We start from the raw sequence: 22,913 nt of genomic DNA on the forward strand, positions 1-22,913 counted from the left end.
ACAGGAGGCGTTCATTGATGTCCAAAACACCAATTCTCTCTGTTAAATCAACTGAAGGATTGAATCACCATAAAGGCTCACCACGTAAATTACGCAGATTGGGGCTATCGCTGCTTGCGTTGCTTCTTCTTGGAGTCATTGTTTTCTTACTTGTTCCTTCACCTATCGAACCGGCAAAATGGCTGGCGCCGACAGCTCCCACTTTTCAGGAAGCTGGCCCGTGGAAGCAGAACTACAAACTCAGTTCGGCTCAGCTTGTTACGGATGCCCCGCAATCCCCTGAATTCATTACCTTCGATAAGGCAGGTCAGCTTTATACAGGAGATTCCGATGGGAAAATCTATAAGGTTCCTTTCGATGCAGAAGGCAATCCGAAAAAGGCCCTGGTGTTCGCAGACACTAAAGGAACGCCTAATGGTCTTAAATTCGACACCAATGGAAATTTGATCGTTACTGATGTCAAGAAGGGGCTGCTGTCAATAGACCCATCCGGAAACGTAGAGGTATTGGCCAATCAAGTGGACGGCAAGCCTATCTATCTAGCTAACGAGCTTGATATTGCCAAGGACGGCTCTATTTATTTTTCCGATACCTCGAACTATGGCAGTGTGACCTTCAAAGAAATTGCCGAGAATAAGCCGCATGGACGTTTGCTGAAGTATGATCCTATGACCAAACAGACAAGTGTCTTGTTAGAAGGACTCTATTTTGCGAACGGTGTTGCCTTGTCTGCAGATGAAGATTTTGTGCTAGTGGCGGAATCCTATCATTATCAATTGACTAGGTACTGGCTCAAGGGACCAAAGAAGGGGACATCTGATATTTTCGCGGACAATCTCGCAGGATTTCCAGACAATATCACACGTGATGAACAAGGTCATTTCTGGGTCGGGATCTTCACGACTCGTATTTCTTTCGTAGATCAGATGCATCGGAGCCCATGGTTGGCCGGTATTATGGCCAAAATTCCGGAGTCGCTGCTTAGCGGTGCTAGCGCACCGGCGAAGCATGGGCTTGCTGTGGAGCTCAGTCCGCAAGGGAAGATTATTGAAAGTTGGCACGACCCAGAAGGATCACTGTATGGTGTAACTACGGCTGAGAGCCACAACGAATATTTATATATAGGAACGGCACCTGGGGGTAGCCGAGGTGTCTATCGCGTGCTTCTAACCAAATAATGTTGGATTTAACATGTCGTCTTCTGGTTTACAGAAGGCGATTATTTTATGAAATTGGCTTACCAGTGAGAACGTAGTTGGCTAGAACCATGGTATCTTATAAAAAAGGATGCGGATGCGGATTGAGTTGTCCGGTCTTCAGTGGCTTTTTCGCATATCCAAGCTCCGCAGGCACCCGAAGTGCTCTCTTCAGCCCCGTCAAGCGTTGCAAATGATGTCCGAACGTCATCGGCAGCATTCCCGGAATCAGAACTTTTACGCAATGCAGCCCGTTTCGCAGCGTTTCCTGCGACGACTGATCCACCGCGATCACGTCTAGGTTCAAGCGGCGAAATACCTCGATCGTTTCCTTCAGATCATCGGTCAGATCCGCATGGTTTGCCTTGCGTTTGAACTCCTCGTCAAACGTTCTGAGCGGACGCTGTCCGTCCAGCAAAAATTGCAGCCGTTCCTCTGCTTGCGGCAAACCATACAGCATGGCATGATCCTCCATTTGCACTACGAGAAACGGATCGTTGAGCATTTGCTTATAATATGCCATGCCCGCCTCAAATTTCTCTTGCAGGAAGTTCAACCTGCCAGCCAATTCGTGAATGGCGCTTTTCGCGGCCCGTACTGGATCCAAATGAGCTCCCGCCGCACAGATAAGATTCATCTTCCCGGGGCTGACGCTTTTCGCGAGCGCCCAAATGCTCGGAATCCCATTCTCCATTGTCATGTTAAACAAATGTATATCGTATCCGGCAACTGTGCGCAACCTTTGGACCATAAGCAGCAGTTCCTGATCGTTAGCGGAATAGGGGTCAAGGCGAGAGATAGGCAACTGCGCGTACCAAGTCATCAGGAACGAGTCGCGTTCCGCTACTTCTAAAATTCCGTACAAGATGGCTTCCTCCAAGCTTCCTCCTATCGCACACCCGTTGGAGCCTTCTTGAACAAAGCCGCTGCCGAAACCCGAACTGTAGTAAGCGAGACTCTCTGGAACAAGGATCGGACATTCCTGCACTAGCGAATAGCCCCATATCCAATCGATCGGGAGGTCGGGATCAAACGGTTCGAATGTGAAATCAGGTTGCGAGTACTGTTTCTTTGAATATAACCCAACCTTATGGGGAGCAAGCGCATGATCCGCAACACGGTTGAAACTGTCATATATTACGGTCCGTTTGCCACGGGGAGTTATACCGCAGTGTCGCTCCAACCCTTCCAAGATCGCGGTAGATTCGCTTTCCGCATAAGAAAAGCTGCGGCCTCCAGATACTTCGTCTTCCATCAAAAATGATGGCAGATTGACCGCTACCCCGGCAAACGGCGACACGAGGTCAATCATCTTGGCATTAAATACGCCGGTCCGGGAATCCAAATAGTCTTTGGTCAAATGTTGTTTCAAATCGTCTATCGGACGCCAGCGGTAACTGTCGGCGTTTATCTTCGGTCTCGGCTTAAGCAAAATGTTGGCCGCCGCCGATGAGTCATCGGGCAAACTGCCGCACACCTCACAGAGAGGGTCAGGCAGAATGAAATGGAGTGAACTATCCAGAGTTTGCAGGTTAACGATGTATATATGTTCCTCCGTAAGGGCTCGGCTGCCCTGCAACACTCGCTGAGTCTCGGCAATCAGCAAGTGAGCTGTATGCCAAAGTCCTGAGAGTGAAAATTTCACGTGTTGTATGTCTCCCGGCGACGCCGTGAAACGCCTGTTATCTGCACACTGGGAGCATCCCGGCATACCCGGACGAACCAGAGGCCCGACTATGCTCTCGTCCATTGAAATAAAGCCCCGCAACCAAGGGATACCAGCCTGCTGCAGAATCTCTTCAGCCTCGAAGTATCCGGAGGAAGGCCATTCATCGTGCAGCACCACAACCAATTTCGCCGCTTTCGGTATGTCTGAAGTGAAATCTGTCTGTCGAACGACCTGATAACGGTCCAATAGCTCTCCGCATACGTAGTCAGCCAGTAAACCTTTTCCGACAACTGATATGATAGCATTCACGCAGTTCACCTCATCTCGCAGCAATGTGCCCCGTTCGTTTCGGCGGGTTTCTCCGCTAATCTCCCCTAGGCAGAAGAGAAGGAACTGCCGATCGGCAGCCCCTATGATTGCTATATGGTTTGCTTCCCGATTGTAGAACTTTCCTTACCCACAATATGCTTTTCCAATGCCCATTGGCTGCTGGAGCTTTCCATAAAGTATAAGACATGAGGGACAAATAGCAGTACATAAAATTACTTATGAAGAGTTGGGCGGGAGGCTCTAAGGCCATTTGATTCCATTTTGTATGTGTCACAGGAGGGTGATAGGATAGACCCGCAGGAATTTATTGGCGTTGGAGCATGAAAAAGTCACCCTGAGAGTAAGGGTGACTTTTTTCTTTTACCTTAGATTAAGGAATTACCATACAAATGCGGATGTGATGATAACTAAAAGAATAAAAAGAACCAAAACTGCTGCTGTACTGTTACCATAACCTGCACAACTTCCACCATAACCAACTGCTCCCATGTTTAATCATTCCCTTCAGGTGATTTGTCACTACGGTATAAATTATGCACGTTAAATAGTAATTGATTGGACGTATGTACCCTATTGAGTCTTGGAATATTAGAATGCAGGAACTACAGAAACTCCATACTTGTCTTGAATAAACTTCTTCACGTCTGAAGAGGTCAATGCAGCTCCCAGTTTCTTGATTTCGTCACGGTTTTCATCGCCCTTGCGAACCGTAATTACGTTGGCGTAAGGAGAGTTTGCATCTTCTCTGAATAAGGCTGTTTTGGGATCGATTTTTGCCTCAATAATTATGTTTGTATTGATAACCGCGCCATCAAGATCTTGTAAGGATCTAGCTAAAGTAGGGGGTTCAGCTTCCACAAATTTCAGGTTCTTCGGGTTGCTGACGATGTCCTTAGGTGTTGCTTGGTAGGTAGTGAGACCTTCTTTCAACTTGATTAAACCTTGCTGTTGAAGGAGTACAAGCGCTCTATATTCGTTGGAGGGGTTGTTTGGAATGCCAATTTTCGCGCCATCCTTAATCTCATCCTTTGATTTGAGCTTGGTGGAGTAGAAGCCGATAGGCTCAACGTGAACTTTAATTGGATTCACAAAGTCGAAGGCTTTTTCTGTTTTGACTGAATCGAAGTAAGGCACATGTTGGAAGTAGTTTGCGTCGATTTGCTTATCTTTAAGCAGCTGATTCAACAGACCTTCATCCGTGACTTTAACAACAAGGTTAATTCCTTGTTCCTTTAGCTTCGGTTTAACGAAATTAAGAATTTCTGAATGTGGGATTTCGGCGGATCCGATGGTTAAAGTGACTTCTTTTTTTGGTGCTTCTGTTGGAGCGCTGCTTGGTGCTGCGGCAGTTGCTGCTGGTGAGGACGCTTTTGGGCTGCTTGACGCTTCTGTACTGTTAGTAGCACCACACCCAGCAAGGATAACGCTAAAAGCTGCGAATAATGAAACGACAGAAAATAATCCCTTTGTACCCATGGATAACTCACTCCTATTTCTTTTATGTATATTTGGTCATGCAATGAAACCGATAGGAACAACAATGCTTTAGCTTTAATCAAGCTTGAAGCGTTTTTTATTTATTGACCTAGAGATGTAGTCTCCTGTCCACTGAAAAATTTGTACGAGAAGAATAATGATTATGACAGTTGCGATGAGGACGTCTTCACGAAATCTCTGGTATCCGAATCGGATAGCCAAACTGCCCAGTCCTCCGGCACCGATAGCTCCAGCAATGGCAGTAAACTCGGTGATGGCGATGATGGCAATCGTTACTCCGCGTACAAGCGCTGGCAGGGATTCCGGAATAAGTACTCGGAAAATAATCGTAAACGGGGAAGCTCCAACGGCTTTGGCCGCTTCTATTTTCCCAAGGCTAACTTCCTTCAGCGATGTTTCAATAATCCTGCCTAAGAAAGGTGCAATACCGATCGAAAGCGACACAATAGCTGCGGTAGGACCCAACGTGGTTCCGACAATCATACGAGATAAAGGCAGCAGCAAGACGATTAGGATGATAGAAGGAATAGAGCGAATGCAGTTAATGACCATATTAATGACTCTATGGATCCCCGTAGCTTCAAGAATTCCGCCTTTCTCCGTTACCACAAGAGTGACGCCGAGTGCAGAGCCCATAATCAATGCGAAAATGGAAGACCATAATAGCATATAGAGTGTTTCTAAAAGAGCAGGCCAGAGTAATTCGATTAATTCATGAATCATAGGCTGACTCTCACCCTTTCTTCGACGTGATGCTTATTGCGATAGAAATCTATGATTTTCACGAATTTCTTGGCCGTATCGCTTGCCGGATTCAGGAAAAATTGGTCCACGGATCCTTGTTCAACGATTGTGCCTTTTTCTATGACCGCAAAGTTTTTGCATATGTGCTGCAGGACATCGAGTTCATGGGTGATCAGCACAATCGTCAAATTAAGCTTACGGTTAATGTCTTTTAACAGCTCTAGAATGGAGTAGGTCGTTTGCGGATCAAGCGCTGATGTGGCTTCGTCACTGAGCAGTACGTCTGGCTCATTGGCGAGAGCTCTGGCGATGCCAACTCGCTGCTTCTGACCTCCGCTCAACTGGGATGGATGGACATTTTCTTTATCACTTAGTTCTACAAGTTCCAGTATTTCTCTAACACGCTGGTGAATGTACGATTTGGGATGGCCTGCAACCTTCAAAGGGAAGGCTACATTCTCAAATACAGTCATGGAATCAAGGAGGTTAAACTGTTGGAAAATCATACCGATTTTCAGTCTAGCTAAGCGCAGGTCTTTGTCTGACAGATCTGTAATGACCTTGCCTTCAATCTCAATGCTCCCGGAATCCGGTTCCTCCAACCGGTTTAGACATCGGATTAGTGTTGATTTGCCTGCACCGCTAAAACCGATAATGCCAAAGATATCCCCTTTTTCGATCTCAAGGTTGACGTTCTCTAAAGCAGTGAACACAGATTGGCGTGTTCGGTATGTTTTATTCAGATTTTTGATGACGATCATGATAATCCTCCACTTTTAATACCAAGTATTCCTAGTTTATTAGTATAATTTAAATGACATCCTAAATTCTGTCAAGAAAATTTCTTTTGCCACTTGTTCGGGCTTATCATCCTGGGATTGACGGTTATTAGAGAGGGTGGTAAATTAAAACATATTAAGTTTATTAAATTACTCGGAATTTAAGGATGGGATCTCATGTCTCGTAAAAGACAAATAAAGTTGTCCGCCTATTTAGTGGGAACTGGTATGCACGTTGCATCTTGGAGACATCCTGATGCTCAGGCGGATTCCAGCATTGATATTGATTATTACAAACATTTGGCACAAATTGCGGAGAAAGGGAAGTTTGATATTGTCTTTATTGCAGATAGCTTGGCTATCAATGAGGAGTCGCATCCGAATATTTTGACCCGTTATGAGCCTATCACCTTAATTACTGCGTTAGCAGGGGCGACTTCAAAGATCGGAGTTGTCGCAACAGCCTCGACCTCTTATGTGGAACCTTTTAATCTGGCGCGGCAATTCATGTCCGTTGATCATATCAGCAAGGGCAGAGCTGGTTGGAACATTGTAACGACAAGAGATTTGTCCGGGAATACAGCATTGAACTTCAATGGCAGTGAGCATTTTGAGCATGGATTTCGGTATAAGCGGGCTGAAGAGTTCATTGACGTGATTAAAGGCTTATGGGATTCCTGGGAGGATGACGCTTTTATCCGCGACAAAGAAAGCGGGCAGTTTTTTGACCGCAGCAAGCTTCACAAGCTGGATCATGCAGGGGAGTTTTTCTCGGTGCAGGGGCCGTTAAATATTCATCGTTCTAGACAAGGCTATCCTGTACTCGTGCAAGCTGGATCTTCAGAGCCTGGACAACTGTTTGCCGCCAGGAGCGCAGAAGTCATTTTTTCACATAAGAATAGCCTCGAGGACTCTCAGGAATTTTACCGTTCTTTCAAAAACAAGGTCGTCTCATTCGGCCGCTCCGCCGATGAAGTTCATATTCTTCAGGGTATTTCGCCGATTATTGGGGAAACTGAAGAGATCGCACAGCAGAAGCTAGCCTACTTAGAATCATTAATCACCGACGAAACGGGCTTAAAGTTCCTGACCGATTATTTTGGAGGATTGGATTTGAGTAAGCATACGCTAGAAGCCAGAACGCTTGATATTGGATTTGGCGAGCTGACGGGTGTCCGATTCGAATATGAAAAGTTTCGTCCTTTCGTGATCAAAGAAAACCCCACACTTAGAGAACTGTACTCTTTGTTAACCGGGTCTTATACCGTCAACGACTTTGTAGGAACGCCTGAAAAAATAGCCGATAATTTAGAAAAATGGTTTGTTCAAAGAGCTGTAGACGGCTTTATGCTGATGTCTCCACTTTTACCGAACAATTTAGAAGATTTCGTCAATCTGGTCGTTCCTCTTTTGCAGGAGAGAGGTTTATTCCGGACTGATTATGAAGGTGACACGCTTCGCGATCATCTGAATTTACCGGTGCCCCCGAATCGGTATAGCTTACAAAAACAAAGGCAGCCGATCTGATTGGATCGGTTGCCTTTTTTACTTAAACAGCTACTAGGGAGTAGCCAACAATCATCAACAGTAGCACCGTGATGTGATTTAGCGAGAAAATGAACATTGAACGGGCCCACTGTTCCTCTTGCTTCCGACGATAACCATTGATACTCAGAATCAACCAGCCCAAACTCAAGAGCGCATTCGCTATGGCAATGTACGGATTAAATGACCAGAACAAGAAACTGCACAGGCACAGAACAACCAGATAAGCGTTCATCTGCACGTAAGTTCTACGAATACCCTTGACGACTGGCAGCATCGGAATGTTAGCCGCACGGTATTCCTCCATACGCCGAATTCCGATTGCGTAAAAATGTGGCATCTGCCAAATAAGCATTAACAGGAACAATGCAATCGCATCGTGATGCAAAATATCAGGAGAGATCGCGGCCCAACCGATCAACGGTGGCATCGCACCCGACAAGCTTCCTACCTCTGTATTATAGATTGTTCTGCGTTTTGTCCACATGGTATAAGGAACGACATAGAGAAACAGTCCCAAGAAGCCTACAAAAGCGGATAACGGAGAAGCAATATACAGTGCCACCAGACCGCCGATTGCGATCCAGAACCCAATGATCAGCCCGCTCCCGATGTCAATGATACCTGAAACAGTCGGCCTATTTTTTGTCCGTTCCATAATGCGATCGATATCGCGGTCATATAAATTATTAAAGATACCGGCCGCTCCGATCACCAAGGCAGATCCGATGAGTGCCAACGTAATGTTGCCGATCTTATCGAAGAGAGGTATACGATGAACGAACAATGCCATGCTAATTCCTGCGATCATGGCGATGAGGTTCGATTTAATAATGCCTATCTTTATCGTTTCGAAAAGCACTTTCGTGACTGAGGTCGGAATTGGTTCGATACTAACCATATTGCTTTGGATTCGCATGTCGCTAACACACCCTTACAAGTAAATTAATTTCTATAGGCTAAGGTTACCATATAGGGGGTGTTTATATGCCGATCCTCAACAAATCATCATGATTCTGTCAAAAATCTTTGTCGCTTTCGTGAAAAAAACCAGTTTCGGAATGCTTTTATTATATAATATTGCTAATGAACCAACGAGTGGGAGGGCATGCCATGAACAAAGAAGATCAGGTCTTAATGGGTTTCAGGGACCTATATAACAAGCTGGTTTGGCTTAACAAAGATAAGATGGAAGAAAGTCTTAAGGGTTATAAGCCTTCTGAAGTACATTGCATCGAATACATCGAAAAAAATGTAGATTCCAATGTGACCAAACTTGCGGAATACTTCTATATGACTCGCGGTGCTATAAGTAAATTAACTCAGAAGCTCATACAAAAAGGACTTATCGAAAGCTACCAGAAATCGGAAAACAAGAAAGAAATCTATTTCAGGCTTACAGAGCAAGGTAAAGTCATTTATAAAATCCATGAGGACCTGCACAAAGAGTTCCAAGAGCGGGACAAAGCCGTATTTGAGCAGGTAACCGAGGCACAATTTGAGAGCATGCTTAGCTTTGTGGCAAAGTATAATAGGCATTTGGATGCAGAAATTAAGAAACAGGGCATAGATATGAAGCCCGAATAAATTTAATTAATGCATAAGAAATTACAGGCAGCCAAACTCTATTGAGGACAGGCTGCTTTTTTATTGTTATTTTTTGTTGACAAGGAAACAAAATAGTAATACGATTATTTTGTTTCCAAGGAATCAAAGACATAACTTTAGAGGAGAGAATTTAAATGTCCATCTTTAGATCACATAATGAAAAGAAGACAGAACAAACCGTAGATAAACACGCTTTACTATTCGGTCTTATCTCTGTATTTCTTTGCGGAATAGGCTTCAGTATCATAGCACCTGTCGTCCCATTCTTAGTGCAGCCTTATACAAGCAATCCGGAAGAACAAGCGATAGTTGTTACGCTGCTGACTTCTGTTTATGCATTCTGCGTGTTTTTTGCTGCCCCCATACTTGGAACTTTGAGCGACAGATATGGCCGCCGTCCATTGCTCTTAGTATGCCTTTTGGGTTCCGCAATCGGGTACTTCGTTTTTGGCATAGGAGGGGCTCTATGGATACTATTTGTTGGGCGCATAATAGAGGGTATAACAGGCGGCAGCATAGGCACTATCTTCGCCTATTTTGCAGACATCATTCCTCCGCAGCAGAGAACCAAATATTTTGGATGGGTAAGCGCGGTTGTAGGTGTAGGTACTGTCATTGGCCCAACACTAGGCGGATTACTTGCCAAGTTTGGTTATTCAGTCCCCATGTATTTTGGAGCAATAATAACTTTAGCGAATGTTGTTTATGGATTCTTTTTTATGCCTGAGAGTCTTGCCAAGACTAATAGACTGAAAGAGATTACCTATGTAAGACTGAATCCATTTACACAGCTTGCAAACCTACTTTCCATGAAAAACTTAAATAGGCTGCTTGTTTCAGCGTTCTTACTTTGGATACCTAATGGATCTTTACAGGCTGTTTTTTCACAATTTACAATGGATACTTTCAATTGGAAGCCTGCACTAATTGGACTTATGTTCTCAATTATGGGTGTCCAAGACATCATTTCGCAAGGTTTCATCATGCCGAAACTTTTGAAAAAACTTAGTGATAAACAGATAGCCATTCTCGGAATGGTTTCGGAGATTATAGGCTACAGTCTCATTGCGCTATCTGCTTTGTTCTCCTTCTATCCTCTTCTTATCGCTGGAATGTTTATATTTGGTTTTGGTGATTCGATCTTTGGGCCTTCATTCAATGGAATGCTCTCCAAGTCTGTCGATTCTAGTGAACAAGGGAGGATACAAGGAGGCAGCCAATCCATTCAGGCTTTAGCAAGAATGATTGGGCCTATCATCGGAGGTCAAATCTATGTATCACTTGGTCATGCCGCACCCGCTTTTATGGGTATAATCCTTATAGCAGCGGCAATACCAATTCTGTATAAGGATACGAAATGAAATGATGCCTAAAGAGCTCAGCTTTAACCTTTACAAAAGTGACGTCGTTTGTTTTAATTGGAACTAATAGGAAGCAGCGAGTAGATCACACGAACGGATCGATAGTAAAGGAGGGATCTTATCAGTAAACTTCTACCTATTCTAGTTTATATCCGGAACAGGTCAAATTCTTTATTCCTGCGACTTATCGCAGGATTTTTGTGTATCATTCTGTTGCTTGTCTCCCTCACGGTCTATTCCATTTCTGTTTCTAAGCTGAACGTCCGAAAGGAAATTGTTCAATACAATTCCCTCATGCTCAATAGTACGATGGAGAGTTACGAGAAGCATATTGAAATGGTCAATAAACAAATGCACTTGTATCTCTATAGTGAAGAAGTACAACGGTTTCAATATACTCCCCAATATATTAATTATCCCATTCTGCAAAGGGAGATTAATTCATGGGTATCCAATTCCTATTTATTCATCGAAAATATCGTCTTGTATACAAAGCGCGATGAACTCATTCTGGAGAAAGGTACGAGTACCGATGCGCAAACGATGTTTAATGTCTTCCAAGTCAGCAAGGAATACCCGTTGAATTTCTGGCAGCAGCAATTCGACGAAAATTATAGCAGCCGGATTCTACCTTCTGCCGGTTTCTACAATGAGAGCTATGGACACACGGAATCAAATGGTGAGTTGATCCCGATTATATATAAAGCCAAGGGGAATAGCGGCTTTATGATCGTTGTTTTTCTCAATGCGGATAAAATGTTCAAGGCATTTCGCGTAGCTCCGAGCGATGATTTTATTATGTATAATGCTCAAGGACAAACGATGTTTAATCGTGGTGTGCAGGAATCCTTTTTAAGTTTAAATGATTTGCGGAAGAATGAAAGCAATGAACTAATTGTAAATGGCAACTATTATTTCCATGCAACAGGCAAAGTGAGCGGAATTACCTACATTCACCGTGTTCCGATTGAAAAAATTGCTTCCCAAACGCGTCTGAATCTTTCACTTGTCGCCATATTAGTGCTTGCGATCACGCTTAGTGTGGTCGCCGCGTTCCTCATCGCTGCACGCATTAACAATCCGTTACAAAAGGTGATTAGATCAACTCAAAAAGGCAGACTGTTCCGGTCGAATATAAGAGAGTTCGATATCATTAGCTCTCAACTTTACGATAAGCAAAAAGCAGATCAGCAGCTTGCGTTGTTCAACCATCTGAAAGCGATTCGACATAACGAAGCAACTGCGGCTATACTTGATTTTACAGAGAAAAATTTTGTTTTTGTTCTTTCTCATGTGGCGGGTAAGAAGAATTATGCTTGGGAGCATGTGTCCTTCCAGAAATGGCTATATTACATCAAAGTATTTATTGAAAATGAGCTGAACCAGGTATTTCCAGATTCATTGACGTTCCAAATTGAACAAAATCAGATTCTGAGTCTTGTGTTCATTGAGCATATGGATGATCTTGAAGATTTGCTTGAAAGGATGAAAGCAACTTTTGGACAAGATAGCGAATACGGAAATATAACCATGGCCGTCACTTCCCTATACAATCATTCGAAGCATATTGCAGATGCTTATCAGGAGGCTCAAGCTGTGCTTGGCAAACGAAAGCTGATCGACGCCGGGCAAATTGTGACCGCCGGGCATGTGTCACGGCAACTGAGTGGATTTACAACCAATCAGGAAAAAGAATTCAATGTAAATCTGAGAGAAGGTAACGTCGAGCAATTGGAAGCATTCATGGCGCGGTTTTATGCAAAATGGGAAGGAAATGAGCTATGTGCTGACTCAATTACTGGCTTTGCCGAAATGCTGCTGAATAAAGTTAAAAATGAAGTCTCCTTCATATTGGATGGCGGCGAGGACGACGGAATGCAAACCACATTGCAACATTTAAACGAAAAGATTCAACAGTGTGTCACCGTTCTTGAAGCGGAGGAACTGCTGCAGGAAGGGGTGACGTTTGCCGCTAAAGCAGTCAGAGAGAGGAAAAAACGAGCCGAGCAGAAAGATCCGGTTACCTGCTTTGTTATGGATTACGTAAACGAGCACTACGCCGAAGACTTATATCTGGATATACTGGCTCAAAAGCTGAATTTGAGCGGCGGCTACTTATCCTCTTATTTTAAAGAAAAAACCGGTACGAATATCGTGGACTATATCAATGAGATCAGGATTATCAAGGCGACGGACCTCTTGGAAAAAAACCGGCTAAAAATTCACGATGTTGCAGAAGCTGTCGGTTATCGAAATCATACTTCGTTTAATCGAATGTTCAAAAAATATACCGGCCTCACGCCAACTGAATTCCGCAAAAACTTAAATACCTCCTCTTAGAGAAAGCTTTGCACCTGCAGAGTTTTCTTCTTTTTTTTAAACATTTTCATGAAACGTTAAGTTTTCTTCCGTTTTCCGAAGAAAGTTGAAGGCGCCGGGGCTTTCGTCAATTTACGGATAGGTGGGACTTTTTTATGATGATGACAGCACAGGAAGTGGTCTGATGCTGTTACAGTACATTGTTAGCAGGATCTTAGAAGGATAGATGGGGGGGAAGCAACATTAAGTTAAGTGGATGAATGGCTTCCAGATGCACAGGTCAATCATTCAAATTGGGCATCTAATCATGAAAGAGGTGTATGTTATTGGACTGTGTTACGGTAAAAAGAAGAATTTCATTAATGCTAATTATGATCCTGTTTATTAGTTTATTTGCAAGCGATTTCGAAAATCAGATAGCCTTCGGAGCCGAGCCGTCCAACCAAGAGATGCTGACAAACGGCGGATTTGAGGACATTCAGAATGGGTTCCCTGCAGGCTGGCAACCCACAGTGCCTGCGCAAGCATCGCATATTTCCTCGGTTACTTCTACGGTGTATGAAGGAACGAAGAGCTTGAAGCTTGATGATGATGGCGTCGGCGGAAACCGGGAAGTCGGCGTGAAAACAGCGAGCGTCCCGATTCGATATGGATACGCCTATTCGATTAAGTTGAATGCGAACGTTCAGCAAGGTAAAATTCATCTTCTTGCGAGGTATTATAACGCAAGCGGAGCTTATATGCAGGATCATATGGAGCGGAATGCGGCATCCGGTTGGCAGGAGCTATCTCTTACCGTAACGCCTCCGGAATTGTATAGTGATCATATGGTTGTTTTTATCTACGAGAGAGATTCCGAATCTCCGACGCTGGTATACATCGACGACGTTTCTATGGTAGAAAAGAGTCTGAATATTGTTGACAATGGCGGCTTTGAGAATCTTCAGAACGGATTCCCGTTTGGCTGGCTGCCGACGGTACCTGCGCAAGCTTCGCATATCACACCGGATACTTCTACCGTTTATGAAGGGACCCAAAGCTTGAAACTCCATGATGATGGCGTCGGCGGAAACCGGGAGGTTGGCGTGAAGACAATGAACATTCCGATTCAATCCGGCAAAATCTATGGGATTAAGCTGAAAGCGAATATCTTGCAAGGAAATATCTACGTGCAAGTTCGGTATTATGACGCAAGCGGAAACTACCAGCTAGCACATACTGAGGGGAGTGCAGCTAACGGCTGGCAGAATCTCTCTTTAAACGTAACCCCGCCGCAAGCTTACAGCGATCATATGGTGATTTTCATCTATGAGCGAGAGGCCGAATTTCCAACGCTTGCCTATATCGATGCTGTAAGTCTGTTGCTCAAAGACAAGGAAGACTGGCCCACAGGTTTAGTTCCGGGAACTTATATGCATTTCCGTCCTGCGGATCAATTGGTGACAACCCAGAACGCACCCGATTTCTCATGGCCTTTTATTCAAGATGCCGATAATTATGAACTTCAGATTGCGACGGATAACTCCTTCGGCCAAATTGTTTACAGTAAAAATGATATAAAACCCAATTTTTATAATCTGCCTACTCCTTTAACACCTGGGAATACCTACTATTGGCGTGTGCGTTTCCATAAAACGTTAGGTTGGTCAGTGTGGAGTGAAGGCCGTCAATTTCGATTAGAGGCGAATGCGGTGACATTCATGGTCCCTGATGTGGAAACGATGCTGAATCAGGTCCCGCTGACTCATCCGCGAATTCTAACAAATACAAGCAATTTAAACACTTTCCGCGCTCTTAAAGAAGGAGTAGGAAAACCCGTCTATGACAAGGCCGTGGTGAATGCCAATCTAAGCGCACCGCTACCGAGTGAGCCTGTGCTCGGCTTCCCGCGCAATTATGACCAGACCAAAGACGAGTTTGTGGCTGCTCAACGTGTCGTAAGGAACGCTACGCTGCAAGAAACCAATATTATGACGTCGGCAGCATTCGTATTTTTAATTACCGGGAACAATACGTACGGCAACTTTGCCAAGACGAGACTATTGAATATCATGAAATGGGATCCGGAAGGGTCCACCAATTACTTTCAAGTTGATCAAGCGTTTAGGGAGATTGCGCTCTCAGGAGCCGTTACTTATGACTGGATATATCCGCTACTAACGGAAACGGAGAAAACCCAGGTTCTTTCCATGATAAGCACACGCACCCAAACGATGGTCGATGACATTCTTGGAATCTCCTCACTATTGAAAAATCCGTGGAACTCCCATGGGTGGACGGCTACTGGGTATGTCACCACGATTTCTACTGCGCTGCTAAACGACAGCACGGCCATTAATGGCGTACCTGTGTCGGTCAAAGCAAAGGACTGGTTCCGTTTGGCTGCTCCGGTCCGGATTAATGTCTATCCTCCCGTAGGAGATGATGAAGGCGGATGGGCTTCGGGTACGGGCTACTGGCAGTATTCTCATGTCGCGGACAAACTGGTTGCTGACGTTCTGTTGTCTGCAACAGGCGTTGATATGTACAAGAAGGCATTCACACGCAATGAGCCGTCATTCGGACTTTATTTTCTGCCTAACGGCCAGAATCATGGTGTATTCGGTGACGATACAAAGTATGGCATCACGGCAAGCACTGTAACGAATTCACTGCGGCAAGCGCAAATCTATCAGAATCCAGTGATGCAATGGTATGCTCATTCCACAGATGCCGGTCGCGATCTGACAGACTTGTACTATTTATACAGCTACCCATACGGAGATAAGGATCTACCAGAGCGCCCGCCTGTGGAATTGCCGACTGCCAAGTGGCTCAAAGACGTCGATTGGGTTGCGATGCACTCCAGCCTCTATGATCCGGAGCGGATCTCGCTGTACTTCAAGTCTAGTTCATATGGCAGTTACAATCACAATCACGCGGACCAGAACAGTTTCGTGATCGATGCTTACGGAGAAGCGCTGGCGATTGACGCCGGACAGTACGATTATTATAACAGTGAGCACGACAGGCGCTATCAAAGGACGACATTGGCACATAACGCGATTACGTACGACGGCAGTAAGGGGCAGAAAATCTGGGATATGAACGCTTCAGGGAGAATTACTGGGTTTGCGACAAGCAAAGCTTTTGACGCGACGGTCGGAGATGCCGCGAATGCCTACAATACAGACCCGGCAAATCCGGGACTTGATCAGGCTCAGCGGAGCATCATTTATGTGAAGCCCAATCTGTTCGTTGTCATCGATAATCTGAAAGCCAAAAACCCGGGAGGCTCCCAATTCGAGTTCTTGCTGCACGCTAATAAAAGCCTGACCCTCGACGCCGACCAGCAAGGCGCGACCATCGTGCAGAACAAGGCGGCATTGAAAGCTGATTTTCTATACCCGACCGTAGCAAATGCATCGGTGACGGATCAATATTTGGATGCAAGCGGTAAGGTGGTCATGCCAACAGGCGACTATGCCAGCAAACCCTTTCAGCAGCATGCCAAATTTACGTTCCCTATCGCACAAAGTTCAACGCTAATTTCCACCTTTGAGCCTTATCGGCTGGGTTCACAGCCGGTAGGAACAGTTACTTCGGCTACCTATAGCACCTATCAGAGGATTACTTTCACCGATGGAACCGATGTTTACGTCAGGTTGTCTAGCAGCGGGCTCGTCCAAGCTGGAAACATGCAATTCGACGGGGTTGCTGCTGCTGTAAAAGGAGATAACATTCTCCTTGTAGGAGGCACGAAGCTCATTAAGGATGGAGTCACTTTATTGCAGACAGATAAGCCTGCAACGATCACCCTGAATACCGATGAGCTTTCGATCTCGAGTGCGACACAAGTGCAAACACAGATTTATGCACAAGGTGTCAATATGCTGGTCAATGAGAACGAGGAATCCATTCCGCAGGGCGGCAACGTTGTTGAAGCGATTCGTTCGCGTGGGGTCTATTGGAGCAAGTCCGGCAATGTGCTGACGGTTACAGCCGAACGCGGAGAGCACCGTTTCAAGCTGCATCCGGTACAGCAGCCCGGAACGCAACCGCCGTTTACACTTAACGTCGAAGTAGACGGGGTGGCTTCAACAGTAATGTTGCAAACATATGGAACGTACATGGGAGGCATCGTCGGATGGGGACAATTGACCAATGTACCGATTGGTCTTTATGAGGTGCTGGAGGCACCTGCAGGACTTCTGTTCCAGAAATTCGGCTCGCCGAAGCCCATCTTGTATCTGGATGCGTTTCCCAAAGTGTTCCTGCTTCAGAACGGAGGCACGCTGCGGTTAAAAACAGCTGGCACCGGTTCGATAACGCCATCCTTGCAGCTGGATGATTTTAATACCGTTAAAGAGGAACTCGACGTTTTCAAAGAAGCGGAGTTTTTTGAAGAAACTAGCGGTGGTGGTACTGTCGGAGTTTATTCGACACGGAAGTTTCTGTCCAATGGAGCCGGTGTTGCCGACTGGAATTTATCAGGACAAAGCATCTCATGGAAGCTGAATGTGCCAAAGTCTGGCCGATACGATCTCGTTCTCAAATATGTCGCCGGCTGGGGTCTTCCGGACAATTATGGGACTACGCGTCTGATTAAACTGGGTGACGGCATCTTTACGACGAAGGCTCTGAAAACATATGACTGGGGAACCGAAAGCCAGTACTGGAAGGCACTGCGAGTCAGCACCGGCCAATACCTGGCACAAGGGACTACGGATTTAACAATATGGAACGTGGCGGGACCGATGAATCTGGATTGGGTCGGTCTGGTCGAGGTAAAAGATGATACGACCGCACCTGTAACGACCACATCGTTAGCTCCTTCGCAGCCGGATTGATCTAAAGGCATCTAGGCAAGGAGGATGAATCAGCAGTCCTCCTTGCCTGAATAATTGGATAGGAAACATTTTTCAGGAAATTAAACTTTTTTTCATGTAATCGAATAAAGTTGATGTTTTCATGGCATTCATTTATTTACCTAGCAGCCGCCTTTATTTATGATGATGGAGTCAAACATAATTTAATTGATTTGCATACAGAAAGGGGGCACCCAATGAAACATGTAAAAAAAAGCAGTTTTGCCATCACCATGATTTTATCTTCCATTCTGATTGTCACGGGATGCAGCAGCAATGCCGATACGAAATCGGGAGCAAAAGATAATCAACCAAGTTCGGATTCACATTCTTCCCCAACAGCCAAGCTTCCGGAACCGGCTACGATTCGTTTGTTTACGGAAAATTCGACGTCATGGCCGCCAAAACCGGATTGGGGCGTATGGAAGTGGGTGAAGGAAGAGACGAATATTACTGTAAAGCAGGAATTGGCGTCAGGTCCTGAATCACTGTCGCTTTCCGTTTCATCGGGAGACATGCCAGATGTATTGTCCGTCTTCCCGGGAGAAGTACAGAAGTTCGGACCGCAGGGGGCGTTCTTGGATTTATCTAAACATCTGGATAAAATGCCTAATGTGAAAGCCTACTTAAAGGCGAACCCGGAAATCCGCGAGCGGATTACGATGCCGAACGGAGAAATTTACAGCATCATTAATGACGGAGCGGGTGCGGGCAGTCAAATGGTGTGGTTTTACCGTGAAGATATTTTCAAAAAACACAATCTGCAGGTGCCGAAGACGTGGGATGAGCTTTACGAAACATCGAAGAAACTGAAAGGGCTGTATCCGGATAGCTATCCGTTCGTCTTCCGCCATGGGGTTGGCACATTGGACACGTTCGGTCCAGCCTTTGGATTCTACCCCGGCTTATATCAGGATCCAAATACAAAGAAAATGGACTACGGCATGAAACAGCCAGCAGCCAAAACGATGATTGAGAATTTAAATAAATTCAATAAAGAAAAGTTAATTCCGCCTGACTGGCTCACGATGGACTATAAAGCATGGACACAATTCATGACAACGAATAAATCATTCATCACCGTTCAATTTATCGGACAGATCGAAATTATGAACAGTCAGTTGAAAGAAGGCAATTTGAAGTTTATGGCACCACCCATTGGTATCGGTACGCAGCCGTATCTCCCAAAAGGCGGCACCGAGGAATATGGATTTGCGGTTGCTTCTAAGACCCAGAAGCTGGATGCTTCCCTTCGTTATCTGGATTACATCTATTCAGAGAAAGGCAAGGAAATCCAAAGTTGGGGCAAGGAAGGTGAAACCTATACCACCCAAGGGGGTAAGCGCAAGTTCAAGGACGTGTACAAAGAAGCCAACGATTTACGCCGGGAATCAGGTATTCAAACAGCGGGTACGTATGGATGGTTTGACTTTCATGCATGGCTGTCCCTTGTCAAAGAAAGTGAGCAATTCTCCTATCAGGAAGCTCCTAAATATCGATTCCCTACATACAACAGACTGCCTGTTCTGACACTGGAAGAAGCGGCTTCGGTCACTGTTTCTAATGATCAATTGTACAAATTTTACACAACATCAATAAGTAAATTTATTTTGGGTGATACACCGATGAGCGAGTGGGATAAATTCACCCAGGATCTGGATAAATACGACTTGAAGAAACTTCTCACTACGTATCAGACCGCATTGGACCGACAAAAAGCGAATGCAAGTAAATAAGGGATGAAAGAACAGAAGTAAGCATGATTTGCTTATATCGCTAGGAGTGGCTGCAGTGGCATATTTTTCATTAATTTTAGCGGTACTCATATGGGGTTTGTCTTATATATTCATGAAAGATGGAACGGCTCAGTATCCGAAGGATTTGTTTCAATTATGGCGGTATGTGCTTGTGAGTGCGATCTACGTCATTATTTTCTACAAATCGATCAGGAGAATTAAGGCGAAATTGTGGGTAGCAGGCTTGTTCAAACTAGGGCTGGCCAACTTCGTACTCAGCTTTTTTTCCATATATGCGATACAATATACGACTCCGACGAGGATCGTCATGATTAATAGCCTGATCGTTGGCGTTGTTCCCTTATTGCAATATATACACTATAAGACGCAGATTAGTCTGAATGAGAAAATGGCAATAGGCATATCCTTGATAGCGATAACTTTTTTGCTTGAGCCATACAAGCTGACTCTTCAGATCGGAGACGTACTGGGCCTCATAGGTATGATTGGGTATGCCTATACAATTGTAATTATGAATCAGTTATTGCAAAAGGAACAAACTTCGGTCATTCAGGTTTCTTTTCTTACCGTAGCGGGTTCGGCATTCTATTTTGGTTTGGTTGCCGTGTATTACGGACTGTTTCATTCTGAATGGTTCTCTGCACAAATAATACCTAGAGATGTCCATACAATTGCAGCAATTGCGTTTATGATCGTCATTGTTTCTATATTTTCCAACCTATTGCAATCGATTGGACAGAGAAAACTGTCATCGGTTGTTGTAGCGATTGTGTTTTGTTTGGAGCCTGTTATAACAGCTGTTTTTGATTACATCCTGCTTGGCAACGTCCCTTCAACAGGCATCATCATTTGCGGATTTCTGCTGGTTCTTGCTACCATAACGGCCTCGATGAAAAAGGTGCGAGCAGAGACATCAGTAGGTGCATGAGTGACAAGAAAAAAACTGCGCTTTGCAGTTAATGGGAGCTGTTGAATCATCGTCGACGCCCCAAAAGGATCCTTCTTTCCCGGTCTATTTATAAAGATAGACAAATAAACTAATGCCCTCTTTTTTGATATGGTAGTTCTTAAATGGTGTTTCGTTTAAAAGTGATTCAAAATCTTTTATTGTGTACGCACCTTGTTTTAGGAAAGTTTTAAATGCGAATTTCACAAAATGCTTGTCAAATCCTTTCATTCCTGTCTGTTTAATCTCATTGTTAATATCTTCAGAGGTTGCCTCATGATTCATGTCGATGATTAGGGATGTTCCACCTTCTTTCAGCACTCGATGCATTTCACACAGCGCCTTTGACGGATCCTTAAAGTTCTTGAATGCAGCACTGCAAACAATAAAATCAAAAAAGTTATCTTCGGATGGTAGATTAGATGCGTTACCTTCCTTAAAATCAACGGAGACATTTGCTTCTTTTGCATTATTTTTTTCTATTTTCACAAAGTCTGCGCTTATCTCGACTCCTGTAACGTTAAACCCTTTCTTGGCGAGTTCAATCGACAAATAACCCGGCCCAGGCGCAACTTCCAAAATATGTGCATTTGTGCCGACTAAAGCTGCAACTTCATTCGCGTAATCTTGCATTTGAGTCATTCGACTTTTGCGAGAATTCTTATCGTACCACTTTGCAGTTAAGCCATAAATTCCGACATCTTTATTTTTTCGTTTGTTTTTCATCATATACATATATCTCCTTTATAGTGAAATCGATTCCTTTTGCATCTTATCGATTTCATTATATGGGATGGATTAGCGTGCCTGAACCATCCGACGGATGAAATGCAGCTCCGTCTTCAGACGGAGTCGTCTTAATTGAATAACCAAGAGAATTGGAACAACATGAGCATCCATATGCATTGTAAATAATGACTCCATTGTGTAAAATTGTCTTAAGAATTAATCTGTGTGTTACTGGCGCGAACATGGTGAACCATGAGGGAGCACGCAGAATAGCAGCCGTACGCCTGGGCAAAGTATTTGGACTAAAGTCTGAATACTTTTTTTATTTTCTGAGAGGGGTTTTTTGAATGGAAGATATTAATCTGCGGTATGGAATGAATCCACATCAAAAGAAGGCAAAGATTTATTCTGGAGAAAAACTACCTATAAAGATCTTAAATGGCGAGGCAAGTTACATTAACTTTTTAGATGCATTAAACGCTTTCCAACTAGTTCGAGAACTTAGACAAAGTATCGGTCTACCGGCAGCAGCATCCTTTAAGCATGTAAGCCCAGCTGGTGCAGCTGTATATTCTCCGTTGTGTGACTCGCTTGTTAAATCTTATTTTGTTGAAGGCTTAGAGCTATCCCCATTGGCCAGCGCTTACGCAAGAGCCAGAGGGGCGGATCGGATGTCTTCGTTTGGTGATTGTGCGGCTTTTAGTGATAAAGTTGATGTAACAGTAGCGAATTTACTCAAAAAAGAGGTCTCCGATATCATTGTTGCACCAGGATATGACGAGGATGCTCTGATACTTTTAAAAAAGAAAAAGAACGGAAATTATCTCATTTTAGAGATCGATCCTGATTATGTACCCAATCCAATCGAACAAAGATCAGTCTACGGTATTACAATGGAACAAGAAAGAAATGATGCAGCGATATCGGTAGAAATCTTCAATAACATTGTAACCAAGCAGCGAATAATTCCTGATAACTCTAAAAGGGATCTTCTCGTTGCAATGATCACCCTCAAATACACACAATCAAACTCTGTTTGTTTTGCGCTTGACGGACAAACCATTGGAATTGGTGCAGGGCAACAATCACGAATTCATTGTACGCGACTTGCAGCTGAAAAAGCTGATAATTGGTGGTTAAGACAACATCCAATCGCACAACAAATGGTTTTCCGTGCCGGAATATCCCGTACTGAAGTAAATAATGCCATTGATGGTTGGACGAATGAGGACTTTACACCTGCCGAAGAAAAGCAATGGAAACAATATTTTAATAGGGTACCTGAACGACTTGCGAAGGCAGAGAAACAAAATTGGTTAACAGGCTTAAAAGAAGTTTCATATACTTCTGACGCTTTTCTGCCTTTCCGTGATAATATTGACCGGGCTGTTCAGAGTGGAGTGAGGTACCTGGTCCAAAGCGGTAATTCGTTGCGTGATGAGCAAGTTATTGAAGCTGCAAACGAATATGGAATTGTAATGGCCTATTCGAATATCCGTTCATTTCATCATTAATTTGTCACTAATTAAAGTTGAAGTACTTGATCCTTACAGCTAAATGATGTATATTGTTTTAAATTGACATTA

General features: G+C 44.3%; 16 protein-coding genes and 1 riboswitch. Of the genes, 9 read left to right on the top strand and 7 right to left on the bottom strand.

What is annotated here, in order from left to right; translation table 11 throughout:
* The first annotated feature begins 17 nt into the window (after positions 1–17).
* Positions 18–1,178, top strand: a complete 1,161-nt coding sequence (locus LOZ80_RS11605) for an SMP-30/gluconolactonase/LRE family protein (protein WP_238171583.1) — start codon at positions 18–20, stop codon at positions 1,176–1,178.
* A 97-nt stretch (positions 1,179–1,275) separates the two neighbouring features.
* On the opposite strand, the gene LOZ80_RS11610 is transcribed toward LOZ80_RS11605, so the two are convergent.
* The 5 genes from LOZ80_RS11610 to LOZ80_RS11630 all read right to left on the bottom strand — a co-directional run bounded on the left by LOZ80_RS11610 (position 1,276) and on the right by LOZ80_RS11630 (position 6,197).
* On the bottom strand, positions 1,276–3,174 hold the full coding sequence (locus tag LOZ80_RS11610) for a TOMM precursor leader peptide-binding protein (RefSeq protein WP_238171584.1): 1,899 nt from the start codon (positions 3,172–3,174) through the stop codon (positions 1,276–1,278).
* A gap of 399 nt (positions 3,175–3,573) precedes the next feature.
* Entirely contained in the window at positions 3,574–3,684 is a 111-nt protein-coding gene (locus tag LOZ80_RS11615) for a YjcZ family sporulation protein (RefSeq protein WP_238171585.1), read from the bottom strand.
* 99 nt (positions 3,685–3,783) lie between these two features.
* Positions 3,784–4,671 carry a MetQ/NlpA family ABC transporter substrate-binding protein gene (locus LOZ80_RS11620; RefSeq protein ID WP_238171586.1) on the bottom strand — a complete coding sequence of 296 codons (888 nt, stop codon included), beginning with the start codon at positions 4,669–4,671 and terminating at the stop codon, positions 3,784–3,786.
* A 75-nt stretch (positions 4,672–4,746) separates the two neighbouring features.
* The gene (locus LOZ80_RS11625) at positions 4,747–5,415 is read right to left on the bottom strand and encodes a methionine ABC transporter permease (RefSeq protein WP_238171587.1); all 669 of its coding nucleotides are present in this window, start codon (positions 5,413–5,415) and stop codon (positions 4,747–4,749) included.
* Positions 5,412–6,197, bottom strand: coding sequence for a methionine ABC transporter ATP-binding protein (locus tag LOZ80_RS11630; RefSeq protein WP_238171588.1), 786 nt, complete (start codon positions 6,195–6,197; stop codon positions 5,412–5,414). Before LOZ80_RS11630 ends, LOZ80_RS11625 begins: the two co-directional genes overlap by 4 nt.
* A 195-nt stretch (positions 6,198–6,392) precedes the next feature.
* On the opposite strand from LOZ80_RS11630, the gene LOZ80_RS11635 reads away from it, so the two are divergent.
* Complete coding sequence (locus LOZ80_RS11635; RefSeq protein ID WP_238171589.1) at positions 6,393–7,742, top strand: LLM class flavin-dependent oxidoreductase; 1,350 nt, start codon at positions 6,393–6,395, stop codon at positions 7,740–7,742.
* Positions 7,743–7,764: 22 nt separating this feature from the next.
* Here the strand turns inward: LOZ80_RS11635 and cyoE are convergent, their stop codons facing one another.
* A complete protein-coding gene (gene cyoE / locus LOZ80_RS11640; RefSeq protein WP_238171590.1) occupies positions 7,765–8,679 on the bottom strand; it encodes a heme o synthase in 915 nt (304 codons plus the stop codon).
* A gap of 194 nt (positions 8,680–8,873) precedes the next feature.
* Here cyoE and LOZ80_RS11645 point away from each other — a divergent pair, with 194 nt between their 5' ends.
* The 6 genes from LOZ80_RS11645 to LOZ80_RS11670 all read left to right on the top strand — a co-directional run bounded on the left by LOZ80_RS11645 (position 8,874) and on the right by LOZ80_RS11670 (position 20,580).
* A complete protein-coding gene (locus LOZ80_RS11645; protein WP_238171591.1) occupies positions 8,874–9,347 on the top strand; it encodes a MarR family transcriptional regulator in 474 nt (157 codons plus the stop codon).
* Between the two features lie 155 nt (positions 9,348–9,502).
* The gene (locus LOZ80_RS11650; RefSeq protein ID WP_238171592.1) at positions 9,503–10,729 is read left to right on the top strand and encodes an MFS transporter; all 1,227 of its coding nucleotides are present in this window, start codon (positions 9,503–9,505) and stop codon (positions 10,727–10,729) included.
* A 336-nt stretch (positions 10,730–11,065) separates the two neighbouring features.
* Positions 11,066–13,069, top strand: a complete 2,004-nt coding sequence (locus tag LOZ80_RS11655) for a helix-turn-helix domain-containing protein (RefSeq protein WP_238171593.1) — start codon at positions 11,066–11,068, stop codon at positions 13,067–13,069.
* A gap of 341 nt (positions 13,070–13,410) precedes the next feature.
* Positions 13,411–17,877, top strand: coding sequence for a heparinase II/III domain-containing protein (locus LOZ80_RS11660; RefSeq protein ID WP_238171594.1), 4,467 nt, complete (start codon positions 13,411–13,413; stop codon positions 17,875–17,877).
* Positions 17,878–18,092: 215 nt separating this feature from the next.
* Positions 18,093–19,631 (top strand): extracellular solute-binding protein, encoded by a 1,539-nt coding sequence (locus LOZ80_RS11665; RefSeq protein ID WP_238171595.1) that lies wholly within the window; start codon positions 18,093–18,095, stop codon positions 19,629–19,631.
* Between the two features lie 55 nt (positions 19,632–19,686).
* Positions 19,687–20,580: a DMT family transporter gene (locus LOZ80_RS11670; protein ID WP_238171596.1), complete on the top strand. Its 894-nt coding sequence runs from the start codon at positions 19,687–19,689 to the stop codon at positions 20,578–20,580.
* A gap of 84 nt (positions 20,581–20,664) precedes the next feature.
* Here the strand turns inward: LOZ80_RS11670 and LOZ80_RS11675 are convergent, their stop codons facing one another.
* The gene (locus tag LOZ80_RS11675) at positions 20,665–21,327 is read right to left on the bottom strand and encodes a class I SAM-dependent methyltransferase (protein WP_238171597.1); all 663 of its coding nucleotides are present in this window, start codon (positions 21,325–21,327) and stop codon (positions 20,665–20,667) included.
* Between the two features lie 217 nt (positions 21,328–21,544).
* Positions 21,545–21,624: riboswitch (ZMP/ZTP riboswitch) on the top strand.
* Between the two features lie 50 nt (positions 21,625–21,674).
* On the opposite strand from LOZ80_RS11675, the gene LOZ80_RS11680 reads away from it, so the two are divergent.
* Complete coding sequence (locus LOZ80_RS11680) at positions 21,675–22,841, top strand: phosphoribosylaminoimidazolecarboxamide formyltransferase (protein WP_238171598.1); 1,167 nt, start codon at positions 21,675–21,677, stop codon at positions 22,839–22,841.
* Positions 22,842–22,913: the final 72 nt, after the last annotated feature.

Origin of the sequence: Paenibacillus sp. HWE-109, from assembly GCF_022163125.1 — a bacterium.
Classification (GTDB): domain Bacteria; phylum Bacillota; class Bacilli; order Paenibacillales; family NBRC-103111; genus Paenibacillus_E.

Bases quoted from the DNA above. Each gene is read 5' to 3' on its own strand.
- LOZ80_RS11605 (WP_238171583.1), top strand. From the start codon at position 18: ATGTCCAAAACACCAATTCTCTCTGTTAAATCAACTGAAGGATTGAAT.
- LOZ80_RS11615 (WP_238171585.1), bottom strand. From the start codon at position 3,684: ATGGGAGCAGTTGGTTATGGTGGAAGTTGTGCAGGTTATGGTAACAGT.
- LOZ80_RS11620 (WP_238171586.1), bottom strand. From the start codon at position 4,671: ATGGGTACAAAGGGATTATTTTCTGTCGTTTCATTATTCGCAGCTTTT.
- LOZ80_RS11625 (WP_238171587.1), bottom strand. From the start codon at position 5,415: ATGATTCATGAATTAATCGAATTACTCTGGCCTGCTCTTTTAGAAACA.
- LOZ80_RS11630 (WP_238171588.1), bottom strand. From the start codon at position 6,197: ATGATCGTCATCAAAAATCTGAATAAAACATACCGAACACGCCAATCT.
- LOZ80_RS11635 (WP_238171589.1), top strand. From the start codon at position 6,393: ATGTCTCGTAAAAGACAAATAAAGTTGTCCGCCTATTTAGTGGGAACT.
- cyoE (WP_238171590.1), bottom strand. From the start codon at position 8,679: ATGCGAATCCAAAGCAATATGGTTAGTATCGAACCAATTCCGACCTCA.
- LOZ80_RS11645 (WP_238171591.1), top strand. From the start codon at position 8,874: ATGAACAAAGAAGATCAGGTCTTAATGGGTTTCAGGGACCTATATAAC.
- LOZ80_RS11650 (WP_238171592.1), top strand. From the start codon at position 9,503: ATGTCCATCTTTAGATCACATAATGAAAAGAAGACAGAACAAACCGTA.
- LOZ80_RS11655 (WP_238171593.1), top strand. From the start codon at position 11,066: ATGGTCAATAAACAAATGCACTTGTATCTCTATAGTGAAGAAGTACAA.
- LOZ80_RS11660 (WP_238171594.1), top strand. From the start codon at position 13,411: ATGCTAATTATGATCCTGTTTATTAGTTTATTTGCAAGCGATTTCGAA.
- LOZ80_RS11665 (WP_238171595.1), top strand. From the start codon at position 18,093: ATGAAACATGTAAAAAAAAGCAGTTTTGCCATCACCATGATTTTATCT.
- LOZ80_RS11675 (WP_238171597.1), bottom strand. From the start codon at position 21,327: ATGATGAAAAACAAACGAAAAAATAAAGATGTCGGAATTTATGGCTTA.
- LOZ80_RS11680 (WP_238171598.1), top strand. From the start codon at position 21,675: ATGGAAGATATTAATCTGCGGTATGGAATGAATCCACATCAAAAGAAG.